Annotated in this window: 20 protein-coding genes; 7 read left to right on the plus strand and 13 right to left on the minus strand. The window is 30.4% G+C overall.

What is annotated here, in order from left to right; translation table 11 throughout:
- Nucleotides 1-8: 8 nt before the first annotated feature.
- Nucleotides 9-605: a hypothetical protein gene (locus ACXAG4_RS05860; RefSeq protein WP_475295138.1), complete on the minus strand. Its 597-nt coding sequence runs from the start codon at nucleotides 603-605 to the stop codon at nucleotides 9-11.
- A 449-nt stretch (nucleotides 606-1,054) separates the two neighbouring features.
- Nucleotides 1,055-1,639, minus strand: coding sequence for a hypothetical protein (locus ACXAG4_RS05865; RefSeq protein WP_475295139.1), 585 nt, complete (start codon nucleotides 1,637-1,639; stop codon nucleotides 1,055-1,057).
- Between the two features lie 205 nt (nucleotides 1,640-1,844).
- Between ACXAG4_RS05865 and ACXAG4_RS05870 the strand changes: the two genes are divergently transcribed.
- A complete protein-coding gene (locus tag ACXAG4_RS05870; RefSeq protein ID WP_475295140.1) occupies nucleotides 1,845-2,720 on the plus strand; it encodes an AraC family transcriptional regulator in 876 nt (291 codons plus the stop codon).
- A gap of 1 nt (nucleotide 2,721) precedes the next feature.
- Here the strand turns inward: ACXAG4_RS05870 and ACXAG4_RS05875 are convergent, their stop codons facing one another.
- The 5 genes from ACXAG4_RS05875 to ACXAG4_RS05895 form a co-directional block, all read right to left on the minus strand.
- Entirely contained in the window at nucleotides 2,722-3,375 is a 654-nt protein-coding gene (locus tag ACXAG4_RS05875; protein WP_475295143.1) for an HD domain-containing protein, read from the minus strand.
- Nucleotides 3,376-3,387: 12 nt separating this feature from the next.
- Nucleotides 3,388-4,380 (minus strand): acyl-ACP desaturase, encoded by a 993-nt coding sequence (locus ACXAG4_RS05880; RefSeq protein ID WP_475295144.1) that lies wholly within the window; start codon nucleotides 4,378-4,380, stop codon nucleotides 3,388-3,390.
- Nucleotides 4,381-4,390: 10 nt separating this feature from the next.
- A complete protein-coding gene (locus tag ACXAG4_RS05885) occupies nucleotides 4,391-5,128 on the minus strand; it encodes a lysophospholipid acyltransferase family protein (protein ID WP_475295145.1) in 738 nt (245 codons plus the stop codon).
- A 48-nt stretch (nucleotides 5,129-5,176) separates the two neighbouring features.
- Complete coding sequence (locus ACXAG4_RS05890) at nucleotides 5,177-5,587, minus strand: hypothetical protein (protein ID WP_475295146.1); 411 nt, start codon at nucleotides 5,585-5,587, stop codon at nucleotides 5,177-5,179.
- 101 nt (nucleotides 5,588-5,688) lie between these two features.
- Nucleotides 5,689-6,099 (minus strand): BrxA/BrxB family bacilliredoxin, encoded by a 411-nt coding sequence (locus ACXAG4_RS05895; protein ID WP_475295147.1) that lies wholly within the window; start codon nucleotides 6,097-6,099, stop codon nucleotides 5,689-5,691.
- A 141-nt stretch (nucleotides 6,100-6,240) separates the two neighbouring features.
- Here ACXAG4_RS05895 and ACXAG4_RS05900 point away from each other — a divergent pair, with 141 nt between their 5' ends.
- A complete protein-coding gene (locus tag ACXAG4_RS05900; protein ID WP_475295148.1) occupies nucleotides 6,241-7,008 on the plus strand; it encodes a TerB family tellurite resistance protein in 768 nt (255 codons plus the stop codon).
- A gap of 78 nt (nucleotides 7,009-7,086) precedes the next feature.
- Here the strand turns inward: ACXAG4_RS05900 and ACXAG4_RS05905 are convergent, their stop codons facing one another.
- Nucleotides 7,087-7,341, minus strand: coding sequence for a hypothetical protein (locus ACXAG4_RS05905; protein ID WP_475295149.1), 255 nt, complete (start codon nucleotides 7,339-7,341; stop codon nucleotides 7,087-7,089).
- A gap of 45 nt (nucleotides 7,342-7,386) precedes the next feature.
- The gene (locus ACXAG4_RS05910) at nucleotides 7,387-8,412 is read right to left on the minus strand and encodes a S66 peptidase family protein (protein ID WP_475295150.1); all 1,026 of its coding nucleotides are present in this window, start codon (nucleotides 8,410-8,412) and stop codon (nucleotides 7,387-7,389) included.
- A 205-nt stretch (nucleotides 8,413-8,617) separates the two neighbouring features.
- Here ACXAG4_RS05910 and metG point away from each other — a divergent pair, with 205 nt between their 5' ends.
- Together metG and ACXAG4_RS05920 are read left to right on the plus strand one after the other, a co-directional pair.
- Nucleotides 8,618-10,684 (plus strand): methionine--tRNA ligase, encoded by a 2,067-nt coding sequence (gene metG / locus ACXAG4_RS05915; protein WP_475295151.1) that lies wholly within the window; start codon nucleotides 8,618-8,620, stop codon nucleotides 10,682-10,684.
- Between the two features lie 83 nt (nucleotides 10,685-10,767).
- The gene (locus ACXAG4_RS05920; RefSeq protein ID WP_475295152.1) at nucleotides 10,768-12,231 is read left to right on the plus strand and encodes a hypothetical protein; all 1,464 of its coding nucleotides are present in this window, start codon (nucleotides 10,768-10,770) and stop codon (nucleotides 12,229-12,231) included.
- A gap of 5 nt (nucleotides 12,232-12,236) precedes the next feature.
- Here the strand turns inward: ACXAG4_RS05920 and ACXAG4_RS05925 are convergent, their stop codons facing one another.
- Entirely contained in the window at nucleotides 12,237-12,464 is a 228-nt protein-coding gene (locus ACXAG4_RS05925; protein WP_475295153.1) for a T9SS type A sorting domain-containing protein, read from the minus strand.
- 481 nt (nucleotides 12,465-12,945) lie between these two features.
- Between ACXAG4_RS05925 and ACXAG4_RS05930 the strand changes: the two genes are divergently transcribed.
- The 3 genes from ACXAG4_RS05930 (at nucleotide 12,946) to ACXAG4_RS05940 (ending at nucleotide 14,445) form a co-directional block, all read left to right on the plus strand.
- Nucleotides 12,946-13,416, plus strand: coding sequence for a lipocalin family protein (locus ACXAG4_RS05930; protein ID WP_475295154.1), 471 nt, complete (start codon nucleotides 12,946-12,948; stop codon nucleotides 13,414-13,416).
- A gap of 13 nt (nucleotides 13,417-13,429) precedes the next feature.
- Nucleotides 13,430-14,125, plus strand: coding sequence for a YiaD family glycine zipper/OmpA-like lipoprotein (locus ACXAG4_RS05935; protein WP_475295155.1), 696 nt, complete (start codon nucleotides 13,430-13,432; stop codon nucleotides 14,123-14,125).
- 143 nt (nucleotides 14,126-14,268) lie between these two features.
- The gene (locus ACXAG4_RS05940; RefSeq protein WP_186826852.1) at nucleotides 14,269-14,445 is read left to right on the plus strand and encodes a hypothetical protein; all 177 of its coding nucleotides are present in this window, start codon (nucleotides 14,269-14,271) and stop codon (nucleotides 14,443-14,445) included.
- Nucleotides 14,446-14,509: 64 nt separating this feature from the next.
- Here the strand turns inward: ACXAG4_RS05940 and ACXAG4_RS05945 are convergent, their stop codons facing one another.
- Genes ACXAG4_RS05945 through ACXAG4_RS05955 form a run of 3 tightly spaced genes read right to left on the minus strand, consistent with a single transcriptional unit; the run spans nucleotide 14,510 to nucleotide 17,159 of the window.
- Entirely contained in the window at nucleotides 14,510-15,130 is a 621-nt protein-coding gene (locus tag ACXAG4_RS05945; RefSeq protein ID WP_475295156.1) for a hypothetical protein, read from the minus strand.
- 57 nt (nucleotides 15,131-15,187) lie between these two features.
- Nucleotides 15,188-16,189, minus strand: a complete 1,002-nt coding sequence (locus ACXAG4_RS05950) for a hypothetical protein (RefSeq protein WP_475295157.1) — start codon at nucleotides 16,187-16,189, stop codon at nucleotides 15,188-15,190.
- Between the two features lie 10 nt (nucleotides 16,190-16,199).
- A complete protein-coding gene (locus tag ACXAG4_RS05955; RefSeq protein ID WP_475295158.1) occupies nucleotides 16,200-17,159 on the minus strand; it encodes a hypothetical protein in 960 nt (319 codons plus the stop codon).
- Between the last annotated feature and the right edge of the window lie 24 nt (nucleotides 17,160-17,183).

Consider the following 17,183-nt stretch of genomic DNA (forward strand, 5'->3'; position numbering starts at 1 on the left):
ACTTTATATTAATTATTGATATATTTGGTGTATTCTTTACCGTTGAAGTTGAAAACCATTTTGTATTTACCAGACTCTAATTTATAAACACGCTCAATGTTTTTTGTGTTTTCAATAGTTTCATCTAATAAAAGTTCAGCATCATTTTCATTTAAGCCGTATACGCTAATTTCCATTGGTTCAGCGTTTAAAGCTAATTTAGTTACATAAACTAAACCGTTACTTTCTCTAACAAAAGGTTTGAAAGTTGTAGTTTCTTCAGCTTTATTAAAAGTAACTTTTGCAGCATTTACGTTAAAAGGAATGGTTTTAATTTCCATGTCTTTTTCTAATTCAAAAAAGTAGTTTCCGTTAGGTAAATCTGTTAAATCAAAACCTTTCGTGTATAAACCGCTTTGTTCAATAACTTCTTTATATAAAGTAATACCATAATTATCTTTAATAGATAAAAGGTTTCCTTCTTTTACATTTTCAATTGTTAATGCAGTTCCTCTTAAATCTTTACCAAATTTAATTAAAGAAATTTCATTTGCATTTGCCATAACCGCAGCTAACATTGCTACCATTACAATTACTGTTTTTGTGTGTGATAATACGTTTTTCATAATCTGTTTTATTAACGTTTACACTGCAAATATATGGTGGTTTTTAAGTGGGTAAAACATTGATTTTGACTAATTTATATGCTATTTTAACCCTGTTTTTATTTTGATTTTCTACATGTGTTAATATAGAATATTGGCATGTTAATTAAGCATATATTTAGTGGTAAATTTTTGTTTTAGTGAACTCCTTCTTTTTTAAAATTTATTGGTGGTAGTGTGTATAGTTTGTTTTAAAAATAATTGATTTTAACTCTCGGCGTTGGCGAAGTAAATATTTATACTGATTTTTTTTATTAATAAAAGTCAGGGTCAGGTTATTAAATAATAAAATTTTAATGCAGTAATTAAAATGCTTGCTCTAATAAAAGTAGAGGAATAAAAAATATAGAGCAAAAAAAAGTGGGCCACCACAGCCCACTTTTACCAACTAAACTAAATAAGACATTAAACTAATTATTAATGAATTTTGTAAAATCTTTATTATTTGAATTAAAGACTATTTTATAATTACCAGTCTCAAGCTTGTATGCTTTTTCAATAGCTTGAGTACCTTTTATTGTTTCTGTATGTAATAAATCATCTGTAACGGTATCATAAAAACTAATTGTTACAGTTTCACCTTTTAGTGCAAGCTTAGTTATATAAACTAAATTATTTTTAACTACTGTTACTGGCTTGTAATAAATGGTTTCATCTTCACTTTTAAAATTTACTTTGTTGTTTTGTACTGAAAAAGGAATTGTTTTAATTTCAACATCTTTTTCTAATTCAAAAAAGTAGTTTCCTTCAGGTAAAGCAGTTAAATCAAAACCTTTATTATAAATACCAGTTTGTTCAATAACTTCTTTATATAATGTAATACCGTAAGCGTCTTTAATAGTAAGTAAGTTTCCTTCCTTTACATTATTTAAAGTAATAGCTGTTTTGGCAGCATCTTTAATTATAGTATTATCATCTGAAGCATAACCTACAACCGTAGCTGCCATGGCTACCATTATAAGTCCTTTTTTAGTATGTTTTAAAAATGTATTCATGTTTTGGGGTGTTACTTTTTGATAACGGTACAAAGATATGGCAGTTATAAAGGGTGGAAAACATCAATTTTAGCTTATTTATATGCTATTTTAACCGTTAAGGATATGTTAAATCACTGTTAAGTTAATTTTGCATATATTTGGGGTAATAAAATATATAATGTATGCATAATATATATTAATTTTGCATAAAAATCATCCTACTATGATTACAAAGAAACCTACATTTAAAAAGCTTTCACCATCATTTGGAGAATCGGTGCTTGTAAAGCAACATAACGACAAGCTAGATAGAGGTGAAATGTTTTGGCACTTTCACCCAGAGTTAGAATTAATTTATGTGAATAGAGGCCAAGGTAAAACACATATTGGAAACCATTTGTCATACTTTAATAATAGTCAGCTTATATTAATAGGATCAAATTTACCGCATAACGGATTTACCGACAGGCTTACTGCTGCTGGTATTGAAACAACCATACAGTTTAGACCAGATTTTTTAGGTGAAGACTTTTTTAACGCAGTGCCCGAGGCAAATGCAATAGGTACGCTTTTTGAAAAAGCTAAAAACGGTATTCTATTTAATAGAGCAACTAAAGATGTTGTGGGCTCTAAAATTGAAGATTTAGAAAACTATAATGGTTTTAATAGAATTTTAAAATTGTTAGAAATTTTACAATATTTAGCAACTACCGATGATTATACCATTTTAAATGCCGATGGTTTTGTGTTTGAAGCTGAACCACAAGACACAGATAAAATTAAAACTATTTATAAGTTTGTAAATGCTAATTTTAAAGAACATATTGCTTTAGAAGATATTGCAGATAAAGTTAGTATGACAGTGCCCGCTTTTTGCCGTTATTTTAAGAAAACAACTGGTAAAACATTTACACAAGTAGTAAATGAAATACGCATAGTGCATGCCACAAAACTTTTAAATGAAAGCCAAATGAGTATTGCAGATATTTGTTTTGAGTGTGGTTTTAATAACTTTTCGCATTTTAATAAGCAGTTTAATGAAATAATTGGTAAAAGTGCCTCTAACTACAGAAAAGAAATTAAACAAATAATAGGTTAAGCTAAACCTTGCCATTCCATTCGTTATAAAACTGTTTTAAGTACAGTTCCATAAACTGATGTCTTTCAATCGCAAGTTTTTTACCTGTTTTTGTATTCATACGGTCTTTTAAAAGCAGTAACTTTTCGTAAAAATGGTTTATAGTTGGCGCTGTAGATTTTTTATACTCGGCTTTGGTCATGTTTAAATTAGGTGGAATATTTGGGTTGTAAAGTTGCCTGTTTTTAAAGCCACCATAATTAAAAGTACGGGCAATGCCAATAGCGCCAATGGCATCTAGCCTATCAGCATCTTGTACTACATTTAATTCTGCCGATGTAAATTTTTGTGCTTCATTACCACCTTTAAATGATATGTTTTCAATAATATTTACAACATGTTCTATAACTGCCGAGTCTACATTTAGTTTAAATAAAAATTCGCGTGCTATTTTAGGGCCAATAGTTTCATTGCCGTTGTGAAATTTACTATCTGCAATATCATGTAGCAACGCGCCCAATGCAACAACAAATGTGTTTACAGTTTCGTTTTTTGCAATTAAAAGGGCGTTGTTATAAACTCTAAGTGTGTGAAACCAATCATGGCCACCTTCGGCTCCAGAAAGGGTTTTTTCTACAAAGATTTTTGTTTTTTGTATTATGGTTTCTGAAGTCATAAAAACTTAACATTATTTAGCAATAGCAGGTTGTACCCATTTAAATTCAAATGAATTTTCAGGAATTTTCATTCTATCTGCTAAACGGTACATTCTGTCTGGTAATTTCATTAAATAATCTCTAGCTTTTTCAGCTTCATCTGTTAGGTTTGTTATTTTATCAATTTCCCAACGGTCAATTAATTTTTTAAGAATATCAACATAATCGGTTGAGGTGTATACGCCAATACGTTGTGCCGTGTTTGAAAACTCTTCAAAAGCAGTACTTATTTTATCACCAGATTCTCTTAAAAAATGTGCTGGCATGGTAATTTTTTGTTTCATCATGTAATGAAATGCCATCATCATTTGGCTAGGATCTATTTTAAAAATACGCTCCACAAATTCAGAGTAGGCGTTGTGGTGTCTCATTTCGTCACCAGAAACCATTTGGCACATTCTAGCTAATCGTTTATTTCCATATTTTTTTGCAATTTTTGCTACTCTGTTATGAGATATGTATGTGGCAAGTTCTTGGAAACTGGTGTATACAAAGTTTTTGTAAGGGTCTCTATCTGTACCAATATCAAAACCGTCAGAAATTAAATGTTGTGTGGTTACTTCAATTTCGCGCATGTTAACTCTACCAGAAAGGTAAAGGTATTTATTTAGTACATCACCGTGTCTGTTTTCCTCACCCGTCCAATGTTTAATCCATCTAGACCATCCTCCGGGGTTATTTACTTGGTCAATACCTTCAACATCCATTAACCAAGACTCATAGGTTGGTAAAGCTTCTTCAGTAATCATATCACCAACTAAAACTACCCAAAAATCATAAGGTAATTCTTTTGATAGTTCTCGTATTTCGGTTATTTCATCAAAAAACGTATCACTTTCAGAGTTTGGTAAAAAATCTGTTGGTTGCCAAATTTTATCTATGGGAATTAAGTATTTCTGAATTAATGCGTCAACATCTTTTTCTAAAAACTGCATTACTTCTAAACGTACATTTTTTAACGACATTTTATGTTTTTTAATGGTGAATATCTTGTTTTATGGTAGTTTCAATTTCATTTATAAGTGCGTGCTTATCTTGGTAATTAGCCAATTTTAAAGGAGTATGCACTTTAAATGTTATGTGTGTACCCAAACCCATAGGAAATTTTCCGTATTTAAACATTTTCCATGAGTTATTTATTGAAATAGGCACAATAAGTGCCGATGGTATTTTTTTAAATAATATTTCTAAACCTTTAGTTTGAAAGGGTTTTGGTTGCCCTGTTTTGCTTCTAGTGCCTTCTGGAAAAATAGCGGCTGCTCGTTTAGTGGTTTCAATATATTCGCCAAATTTCATAATAGCAGGTAAAGATTGTCTGGGGTTTTTTCTATCAATTAAAGCAGAACCGCCATGACGTAAATTGTATGATACGCTAGGTATACCTTTACCAAGTTCCTTTTTACTTATAAATTTTACATGATGTTTGCGCATATACCACATTATGGGCGATATATCATACATGCTTTGGTGGTTTGCAACAATAATAATTGGGGTATTGGTTGGTATATTGTGCTTATTAATAAATGTAAAGCGTGTGCCTAAAATATGTGTACATTTAATTAAAAAAAACTGAAGTGCATCTACACTTAATTTATGTGCTTTGTACCCAAATACATTAAAGCAAAACCATTGTATAGGGTGAAATATTACTAGTGTTAAAAAAAAACACAAGTAGTAAATAACGGTTATTGGGTACGATAAAATTTTTACCATGCCCAAAAGTACATGATTTTTTAAAGAAGTAAAATAAAACTAAGGTATTTAATACACGGCAGTACAAACATTGTCTTTACAAATAACATCATTGGGTTGTAGGGTAACGGCGCAATCTGAAACCACACCCCATTTAGCATTAAATATGCTTTCAAGTTGGTTGTATTGTTCAACCTTGGTTTCAAAATCTTGTACATCTATTGATGTAGAGTACACCAAATAACTCCATGGGCCACCACAAGGTTTACTGCCAAAGGCAATTATTTTACATGTTGAAGTTTCATTACAAACAGAGCTTGCAGCTAATGTTTCAATATCGTTTTTTAATTGCGTTAGGGTTTCTAATTCACTGTTGTATGATGATGCTTGATTATCATCATCACTTAAACACCCAGCAAAAAATACAATTGATAAAACAATTATTAAGCTTATAAATTTAAACGTATTATTAGCAATCATTTTTTATTTTGAAGATGATGTATTAATAAAAAGGTTGCGTTTTAAGCATAAAAAAACCGCGATTATTTTCGCGGTTTGTAATTTATAAGCTTGAGGTGTTATTAGCAAAACTCGTTATAAGCGTCTTTTAGGTTGTCTGCAATAAGTTCAGCAGGTCTTCCTTCAATATGATGACGTTCTAGCATGTGTACTAATTCGCCATTTTTAAATAAAGCCATACTTGGTGAACTTGGAGGAAACGGTACCATATATTCTCTAGCTTTTGTTACAGCGTCTTTATCAACACCTGCAAAAACAGTAACAATGTGGTCTGGTTTTTTGCTGTTTTCTAAACTCATTTTAGCACCTGGGCGTGCGTTAGCTGCAGCACAACCACATACAGAGTTTACAACTACCAATGTTGTACCTTCTTTAGCTATAGCAGCATCAACTGCTTCAACCGTTTGTAATTCTTCAAAACCAACATTTGTTAAGTCTTCGCGCATTGGTTTTACTAATTCTGCTGGATACATATTTTAAAATTTTTTAATTAACAATTTATTAGTTGCCAAAAATTACTTTTTGGATTGCAAAGATATCAATTGTGTAACAAAATACGCCTGCAATCAACTAACTAATATTATATTTACCAATAAATAAAATTTATAATTATTATGAGTGTTTCAAAATGGATTGGTGGTGCGCTTGGGTGGTCTTTTGGTGGCCCCATTGGCGCTATTATAGGTATTGCTTTAGGTAGTATTGTTGATGCCATGTCTAACGGTAGTAAAGATACTTTTTTAGGTGAAGGAAAACAACGTAAAAGACCAAACTACAGTGGTAGGGCAGAACGCCCCCAAACACAATCGGGCGATTTTGAAGTTAGCCTGCTTATTTTAGCATCAATAGTTATAAAGGCAGATGGCAAACAAGACCAAAGAGAATTAGATTATGTACGCCAACAGTTTTCTACCATGTATGGTAAAGAACGCGCAAACCATGCGTTTCAATTGTTTAAAAATATAAGCAAGCAAAACATATCTACAAGGCAAGTGTGTTTGCAAATAAAGCAAATGATGGATCATCCGTCTCGTTTGCAATTGATGCATTTTTTATTTGGAATTGCAAAAGCCGATGGTGTTGTTACTAAAGATGAAGAACGACAAATACAAATAATAGCAGGATATTTGGGTATTAGTGTTAGAGATTATGAAAGTATAAAAGCCATGTTTTATAACAGTAGTGATAATGCTTATAAAGTTTTAGAAATTGAAAAAGATGCTAGTGTTGATGATATTAAACGCGCTTACCGAAAAATGGCAAAAAAATATCATCCAGATAGGGTAATTCATTTAGGAAAAGAACATCAAGCAGGTGCCGAAGAAAAGTTTAGGCAAGTACAAGATGCTTATGAGCATTTGCAAAAAGAATTGAAGTTTTAACGCCACATATTTAGAAAAAATAAAAAATCCGTGTAAAAGCATTTACACGGATTTTTTTATGTGGTTTAAAAACGGTTTTTATTTAGTAAAAACTTCTTTACTTGTATAAATTTTTGTTGAATCGTTTTTATCAAAAACATATACTAATTTGTTGTCATCGTTTAAATAAACCGATGCTAATTTCCAACCTTCACTTTGTGTAGATTCTAATAAACATTTTCTAACATCGGGGTTGTTTAAGTTTAAATTTGCAATTTTAATAGTGTCTGCTTTTGCTGTAAAAACAGCGCTTAACATAATAACTGTAAGTAATAATTGTAATTTTTTCATCATAGATAAGGGTTTAAATTCTGCACAATGCTATGATAAAATTAATTTCTAGTTAAAAATAATGGTTGAATGTTCTTTTTTAACCGTTAATGTAGCTGTTTTTCCTAAAATTAATGCTCTATTATCCTTTTCATGGCCAGCGGGCATATTAAAGGCAATTGGGAAATTGTATTCTGAAAGTACATCTAAAATAAGTTGTTCAATAGAGCTTCCCCAAGGTGTTGTGTTACGTTTAATTTTTGTCATATCGCCAATAATAACACCTTCACAATTATTAAAATACCCAGCACGTTTTAAACTTTGCAACATACGGTCTATATGGTATTTATATTCGCCAATTTCTTCAATAAAAAGAATTTTTCCGGCTGTATTAATACTAGTTTTAGAGCCTAACATAGTATGTAAAATAGTTAAATTTCCACCAACAATTGGCGCCGTTACATTACCTGTTTTGTTATAATTTGTACCTTTTAAAGTGTAGCTTAGCGGTTGGCCAAAAAGCGCGTCTTTAAAAGTTTTTATAGTTTCTTTAAGGGTTTCTGGTGCATCTTGTAAGCTTGTACACATCATGGCGTGTATAGATTGTACACCTAAAGTATGTACTTGGTTGTGAATGGCCGTAATATCACTATAGCCAATTATCCATTTAGGGTTTTCTTTAAAGTTAAACCAATTTAATTTGTCTAAAATTCTAACAGAACCATAACCGCCTCTGGCGCACCAAATAGCTTTAATGTTTAGGTTGTTTAATGCGTTTTGAAAATCTTCACAACGTTCATCATCAGTTCCAGCAAAATGGCGTCCTTGGTTAAAAACATGCTTACCAACTTTAGCGTGTAACCCCCAACTTTTAAGTAGTTTTTTAGCGCTTTCAATTTCAGCGGTTCTGTTTTTTAGAATGCCGGCAGGTGCAACAATGGCAACCGTATCACCAGCTTTTAAATAAGGTGGTTGTATCAAATTAACTTGGTGTTTTATTGGTTTGTTTTGGGTGTTTGCACTAATCCTTCCGAAGAAAAAAAATATACAAAACACGTATAATAGTAGGTTTCTAGACATAATGTAAATGTACATTTTTTTAATGAAACATAATTTTGAAGAACTCTCTCAAAAAACTTAAAAATTGTTAATTGAATTAAATCTGTTGAAATACCATAATTTATCAAATTTACATGATTTTCTGATGGCTTTCAATATGTATTTATTACGCACTTTTTTTCGTAAAAAGCCCTTAAAATGTGTACTTTTGCGCCTTAGTGATAGATTTACAATAGGAATTATGAATAAACCAAAAAGATATACAGTTACAACTGCATTACCATACACCAATGGGCCAATACATATTGGACATTTAGCGGGTGTTTACGTGCCAGCCGATATTTATGTGCGTTATTTACGCTTAACTGGTAATGATGTAGCCTTTATAGGTGGTAGTGATGAACATGGTGTTCCTATTACTATTAAAGCTAAAAATGAAGGTGTTACACCACAAGATATTGTAGATAAATATCATGCTATTATAAAGCAATCTTTTGAAGATTTTGGAATTACCTATGATAATTATTCTAGAACATCGGCACCAATTCATCATAAAACAGCATCAGAATTTTTTAAAACCTTATATGATAAAGGCAAATTTATTGAAGAAACTACAGAGCAGTTATATGACGAAGAAGCTAAACAATTTTTAGCCGATAGGTTTGTAATTGGAACATGCCCTAAATGTGGAAATGAAGAAAGCTACGGAGATCAATGTGAAAATTGTGGAACAAGCCATAATGCCACCGATTTAATTAACCCAAAGTCTGCAATAACCGGAAATACGCCAACCTTAAAACAAACAAAACACTGGTTTTTACCGCTAGATAAGCATGAAGATTTTTTAAAAGAATGGATTTTAAAAGGTCATAAAAAAGATTGGAAATCAAATGTATACGGACAAGTAAAATCTTGGATAGATGATGGTTTGCGTCCAAGAGCCGTAACACGCGATTTAGATTGGGGCATTCCGGTACCTGTTGAAGGTGGCGAAGGCAAAGTGCTTTACGTTTGGTTTGATGCGCCAATTGGTTACATATCATCAACTATTGAGTGGGCAGAACGCGAAGGGAAGAATTGGGAACCGTATTGGAAAGATGAAGATACTAAACTAGTACATTTTATTGGTAAAGATAATATTGTGTTTCACTGTATTATTTTTCCAAGTATGCTAAAGGCAGAAGGAAGTTATATTTTACCCGAAAATGTGCCTGCTAATGAATTTTTAAATTTAGAAGGTAATAAACTATCAACCTCAAAAAATTGGGCGGTTTGGTTACCAGAATATTTAAAAGATTTCCCTGGCCAACAAGATGTTTTGCGTTATGTGTTAACGGCAAATGCACCAGAAACAAAGGATAACGATTTTACTTGGAAAGATTTTCAAGCAAGAAATAATAATGAGTTAGTTGCCATTTTTGGTAACTTTATTAACCGTGTGGTAGTATTAACTAATAAATATTACGAAGGCGTTACACCAACACCAAGTGAGTTTAATATTGTAGATAAAGAAACTCTGGCTGCTGTTAAAGCGTATCCTAATGTAATTGCAAGTTCTATTGAACGTTACCGTTTTAGAGAAGCGGGCCAAGAGTTAATGAATTTAGCACGCTTAGGAAATAAGTATTTAGCTGATGAAGAACCTTGGAAAACAATTAAGGTAGATGAGGCTAGAACACAAACCGTAATGTACGTTGCGCTTCAAATTGCAAGTGCTTTGGCTACTTTATGCGAGCCGTTTTTACCATTTACTGCTGAAAAACTTAAAAATATACTTTGTCATTCTGAACTTGATTCAGAATCACAATGGAATGATATCCCTAATAAAGATGTGTTATTACCAGCAGGTCATAAAATAGGAAAAGCAGAATTGTTATTCTCTAAAATTGAAGATAAAACCATACAAGAACAGTTAGATAAACTAGAAGCTAGTAAAAAAGCAAATGAAGCTGCCAATAAAAAAGTAGAACCACAAAAAGATACCATTACTTTTGAAGATTTTACAAAACTTGATATACGTGTTGGTACAATTTTAGAAGCAGAAAAAATGCCTAAAACCAAAAAGCTTTTAAAGTTAAAAGTAGATACCGGTATTGATACTCGTACTATAGTATCAGGTATTGCAGAAAGTTTTACTGCTGAAGAGGTTATAGGTAAAAAAGTAACCGTTTTGGTAAATTTAGCACCAAGAGCTTTACGTGGTGTTGAAAGCCAAGGCATGATTTTAATGACTGAAACGCCCGAAGGTAAATTAGTGTTTGTAAACCCTGATGATGCTTCGGTAAATAATGGGTTGCAAATAAGTTAGACTTTTTCATTTAAAAAACGTTTAAGAAGGCCTTTATTTAATACTTTTTTTCTTAATTTTCTCGCTAAGAAAAATAGTATATTATGAATAGGATTTTATGCCTTATAATTGCCCTTTTGATGGGGTTTAATTGTTTTTCTCAAGAAAAATTAGTACAATTTAATAATGACTTAAAAACTAGTTCTTCGGTTTTAAAAGATGTATTTCCTGTGGTAAATAAAAATACGGGAGACATTGCGTTGTTTTTATTAGAGGCAAAGAAAATTTATGGATATTTACTAAGTGATAAATTTGAGGTAATTAGTAAACTAGCATCGAATACTAGAAGTAGAAAATACAAGAAGGTAGTTGGATATTCAATAAATAACAAAGATTGTATTACTTTGTATTTAACCAATTTAGAAAAAAATAAATTTGCATCTGAGCATTTTAATTTTAAAACAAATACTTCAATATTAAACGAGTTTGAGCTTGTTAACAAGGAAGAAGAGCTTGTTCAAACTGCCGTTGTAAATAATTCATTTTATTTACTAACGGTAAATAGTGGTTCTTCAGTTTTGAATATTTATAATTTTGATTCCGAAGGACATCAAATAGTAAAGCACATCGACTTTAAAGAACAACTTAAAGGTTCTTATGGTCAAATAGTAACCTTATCTGGAATTCTGTCTAAATCATCAACTGGACAAGAAGTTGTAAAGATTGAAGAAAATTCACACACACCAATAGATGTAACATCTGAAAATTTAAAATTTTATATTAAAGAGAATAGGCTAATTTTTACCTTTGATCAAAACAGAAATACGTTATTAATGCTAACCATTGACTTGTTGGACTACAGCTATGATATTAAGCATTTTAACAAACCATTTTTTGAAGTTGATTACCTCCAAAAGAAGAGCAATTCATTTATTCTGGAAGATAAGCTTTTGCTGGTGGGGGCTACAAATGGAGGCATAAAGCTCCGCATTCATCATTTAGAATCTGGAGATTTGATTAAAGAATTTTTTAGTAAAGAGAATGAACCTATTCTTTTTAAGAATACCTCTTTTATACAAGAAAAAGAATCATTGAATAATTCTATTGGAATTGGAAAGATTGACAAGTACAGAGAATTAGAGGATAATAATAAATTTTTAAGAAAGATAATGTCTGGGAGAATTGGTGTTTCAGCCTATTCGGAAAAGGAAAAATACGTAATATCAATAGGTTCTGTTAAGGATGTTTTGTCCGTAAGTGATGTTATAAATATGGGGGTTTCATTTTCCCCATCTGGAGGTGCATTCAATATATATTTTAATCCTACAAATTTAATGTATGATATTTATTCATACTCTAAATCTACCTATTTCAAATCTTTAATGGATAACAACTTTAACCACATAAAGGGCAAAATTAAAAACAATGCTTTTGACAAACTCATGGATTTCGATTCGAACAATAATCTTGAGGATGGTAAAACAATTTTTAAATATAAAGAATACTATATCTTAGGTAGTTATTTACCACAATATAAAATATATGTTTTAAGCAAGTTTGATGATTAAGTTTATTACTTCACAACCAGTTTCTTAGTCTTAACCTTACCATATTCATCTACAACCAGAATTAAATAAATGCCACTTTTAAGGTAAGGTACATCTAGTTTAATAATGCTTTTATTAAAAAGGTAAATGGCAGCTCGTTTCCCTAAAACATCAATGAGTTCTGCACTTTTAATTTTGAGAGTACTACAATAAATAAAATCATTTTCCGCCGGATTAGGATGGTACTTAAACACCTAAGAGATTGCTAAAACTAAACTATTGTTATTTTGTTTAGTATATGCGGTATTATAAAAGAAAATAGCTTATAGAAATGTTATATAAAAAGAGGCTGTATAAAAATTACTTATTAGAAAGCCTCTTTAGCTATTCAGGTTGGGCTCTAACGGACCCTCTATTTAATTCCGAATGTGTGTATAAATAGTAACGGAGTCAATTCTCCAGAAGGAATAAACTCTATATCAATTAAAGCCTACTTTTTCGTTTTTTCAGACTCATCTCGAGTCTTTCCTACTTTAAATTATTTATAAAACACTTTTTGTTAATGTTTGTTAAATATTGAAATTAAAATACAGTTGTTTTTTGTTGTAAGAGATTGTAATGTATTGCTTTAAATACATTTCTAAAAATAATGTTAAAACGCAAAGTATTAAAAATTACAATCTGTAATTAAGCTATTAGCGTATATAATTATATAACCAAAAACAAAATAGTATAATGAAAAAACTAATTTTACTATGTCTTTCAATAACTGTGCTTTCTTGCGGGACCTCAAAAACAGTTAGAACTTCAAAAAGAGCAGTTAAAGGAAATTGGGTCTTAAACAGCATAAATTACAGTAAAACAGGCTCTTATAATGTTACACTTTTAAATGATGTATCAAAGACATGTTTTGAGGGTAGTACATGGCAATTTGTACCAAATAATAATACAGGTATATATTCAATTAACGGTTTAAGTTGTGCATCTGGTGAGCGATACTTTGTGTTTACAATTGATGAGGTAAATGAAGAAACTGGTTTGTATGATTTTCTTTTAAAACCAACTTCAGAAAAGTATAAATCTGAAACTAACACAGGTTTTAGGTTAAGTTTAACAGCATTGTCTGATACTATGATGCAGTGGCAGCAAACGGTTAATGTAAAAGGTGAGCCGTTTACAATTTCAATGAATTTTACTAAACAATAAAAACTAAAAAATTATGATTAAGAAAATATCAATACTTCTGTTTACAGTAGTGTTAACCTTTGGTTTAACAAACTGTAAATCGGTTCAAAATGCAAATAATAAACAAAAAGGCGCTGTAATTGGTGCTACCGGTGGCGCTATTTTAGGAGCCATAATAGGTAATAATGTTGGTAAAGGCGGTAACGGCGAGTTGGGTGCTGTTATTGGTGGTGTTATTGGTGGTGGTGCAGGCGTGCTTATTGGTAACAAAATGGATAAGCAAGCTCAAAAAATTGAAGAAGAAATACCTGGTGCTGAGGTTGAACGTGTAGATAATGGTATTGTTGTAACTTTTGATGAATCAAGTGGTGTATATTTTGATACTAATAAGTATAATATTAACACAGCATCTCAAGCTACTTTAAATAAGTTAATTGGTGTTTTTAAAGAATATCCAGATACAAATATTTTAGTAGTTGGACATACTGATAGCCAAGGTGCTGAAGATTATAACATGATACTTTCAAAAAACAGAGCCTACGCAGTAACAAATTATTTAGCTGGAAATGGTATTAGCAATGGGCGTTTAACAACCAATTGGTTTGGAGAAACGCAACCAGTACATGATAACAGTACAGCCGAAGGTAGAGCAAAAAACCGTAGAGTTAATGTGGCTATTTTGCCAAATGAAAAAATGATTAAAGAAGCAGAAAATCAGGTTAAGGGGTAATAGATTTAATTGATTTATTATGAAAAGGGAGGTGTTAAATAACACCTCTTTTTTGCTTAAATGTAATTTTAACAATTAATCTTATTTAGATTTATTAAAAACAATATATCTTTGCAATGGTTTGTATTTTAACAATATAAGTTTTGGGTAAAAATAAATTAGACAAGAAGCAACAAAAAAAAGCACTTAAAAGTTTGCATGAAGCTGGTATTATTAATGCCAAAAAAGTAAAAAGTAAGTGCTGCGAAAAGTATAAAAAAAGCGAGAAAAAGCGTTGTGGCAAATGCCCTTGTTTTGATTTGCTTAAAAAAGTAGCTTAAAAAGTATATAGAGGACTTCGTTTTCTGAAACAGTTTTTATTTCCTATGTTCAAGAAAATGACACTTAACTATACCTTGATTTAAAATATTGAACCATACCTCTAATAAATAAAAAAGGTAAAATTATAAGTACTGAACCCAATAAATTTGTTGGTGTAAATGTTTCAGGAAAATTACGAACCACAAACAACATAATAATTACACCTAAAATTATGGAAGCATGTAAAACTAACATGTTTGGTGTAAAAACTCCAAAACTTATTTTTAAAGGTTGTTGCGTACGGTGAAGTGTAATACGTTCTGCAAGAAGAAATAAAAGATTAATATTAAAGAACCAATTTCTGAAAAATAATATTTTCATATTAGTGAAAATAAGTACTTCGTTATTCCAATTAGCCATAAACGCAAAGAAAACTACAATAAAAACAAAATAAACACCCATTTGAAATAATGAACTTATAATAGATGTTTTGTTACTTATAATTACAGCGTTTTTGTTTGTTTTATAAAGTATTCTATCAATTATTAATCTAATAAGTTCATTCCACCAAAAAAAGAAAATAACATAAAACACAGTGGTTTGTCCGTTTCCAATTGATAAAGCAGTAAGTAGTATAAACACTAAAAAATCCCATTGAGCATAATGTTTTAATGGCTTATTTATCAGAGAAAAAAAACTATTCATAAGGTTAAAATTTTCTGTTGGTAAAATTTAAAATGCTGTTTTTGTACTGTTTTCTATCTATATATGTTTATCAAAACTTACATCATATAAAATATTTATAATAGATGCTTTATGTAAATTTATATATTGTGAGGTTTGTATTTTATTATAAATAAGTGCTGTAACATCAATAGTGCCGTTATTAGTTTTAATTTGAAAACCCGTAGAATGTCTGTTTGAGGTTGTTTTTAATTTATCTAATACCTGTACTTTACTAATTGTTTTTAAACATCCATTCCGTTTAAATTTAGCATATTGGTTTAGCAAAATCAGTGCTTTAATGGCATAATAAATAAATGCAATTATTAATGGAATTTGGAACAAAATAAAACCCGTCCAAAGCACAAAAAGTAACATAGCACTTAGCAGAAAATAGATTGTGTTTTTTCTAATTTTTTTGAAGACTATTTTTCTCACTAATTCAATGTCTTGTTGGCGCATAGGCTTGGTAATACTTTTACTTTTAAAAGGAATAAAATGGGAGGAATTGGTAGTATTAGTAGCTAAATTTAAATGTTTTTCTAAAACAGTAAACAATAAAACTTCTTTGCTTTTAGGGCTAGATTCTAAATATACTTTATCGTTTACTCTTACTTTTGCGTATTTTGAATAAGGCACGCTGTGCTCTTTATTATCAATACTTATATAATAATAGGTTCTACTAGACTTGTGTCTTGTATTTGTGCCCATTCTGGTATTATAACTTCTTGATTTGGTAGTGTGTTTGTCTACACGCTTATCGGTAATAATACCAGTGTAACAGTGCTTAATACCTTGTTTTAAATCGATATAGGTATTCCAAAATATGTAAGAAAAAATACCCACAAAGAATAACAGAAATATTGAAAACATTACTATAGGAATAGTACTAAAGTTATCTGGTTTTATAACAAAAAAATAGATAAAAGAAAATATAGCACTTGCAACAAGTATGAAGAAAACAGCAAATAAGTACTGTTTTCTAAGTTTATTTCTGTCTTGAGAGGATAGTGGTTTTATTTCAAAATTGGTAGTTGTCATTTTATAAATGTTATGGAATATTTATAAACTTAATATCTTCTTTAATTTCTGAAAATGCTTTACTATCAAAAGCTGTACTACCTACAATAGTATTATTTTTAAAAGTTGTTTTATAAAAACTAACGCTAGAAATGGTTTTAGTTTTTATATCAATTATGGCTTCAGCATATTTTATTTTATTACCCGAAGCATCTTTTTTATACTTGTAAATTTTTATTTCGAAAGGGATTACTTTATCTAAATTTTTATCGTAAAACTGCCAAGTTTGGTTACAATGTTTTTGTAAATTAAACGGAAGGTTGTCCTTTGGGGCTTCTTTATTAAATCGTTGTATACCTCTATCTAGTTTGCTTTTAATACGCTCATCGTCTATAAGCTTAAAACCAATGTACACGTTTTCATTATAGATATGTGCTTTATAATGGTTTTTTGGTGCTGTGTAAAAGAAAATTTCTTCATTTTCTAAATAAAAATGATTGGAAATAACATTGGGTTTGTCTACTTGTTTTTTTGAAACTACTTTTTTAAATAAATGTCCTTTTTGGGTATAGTGATGTGTGATTACAGTTTCATCTACATTACTGCTAATTTTGTAAAGCAAATTGTCTTTATATTCGAATTTTACAGTATTGGTATTTCCGTTATTTAAATGAATTTGCTCATTGATTAAGTTACCATTACTATCGTAGGTGTAATTATGGTTTGTGTTTAAAGTAGAATTGCTATACTTAAAGTTTCTTTTGTGTAATCTCCCTTTTTTATAAGTGTTTTTTTCTTTTTTCCAAGACTTGTTTTGCTTATTTCGGTACTCATAGCTTTTCATAGCACCTTCATTGTTAAAGCTGTAGCTACTAATTTCTAACGCCACTGCACTATCATTTTTAACATTGTAGGTGGTAATTTCAACTTGATTGGTGTTTGGTTCAAATCCATAATCCTTAACATTTATTTGTGGTAAGGATTGAGCCATTGCATTTAAGCTTAAAAATAAGCT

The sequence above is a fragment of the Seonamhaeicola sp. ABD4_175 genome, from assembly GCF_056160885.1.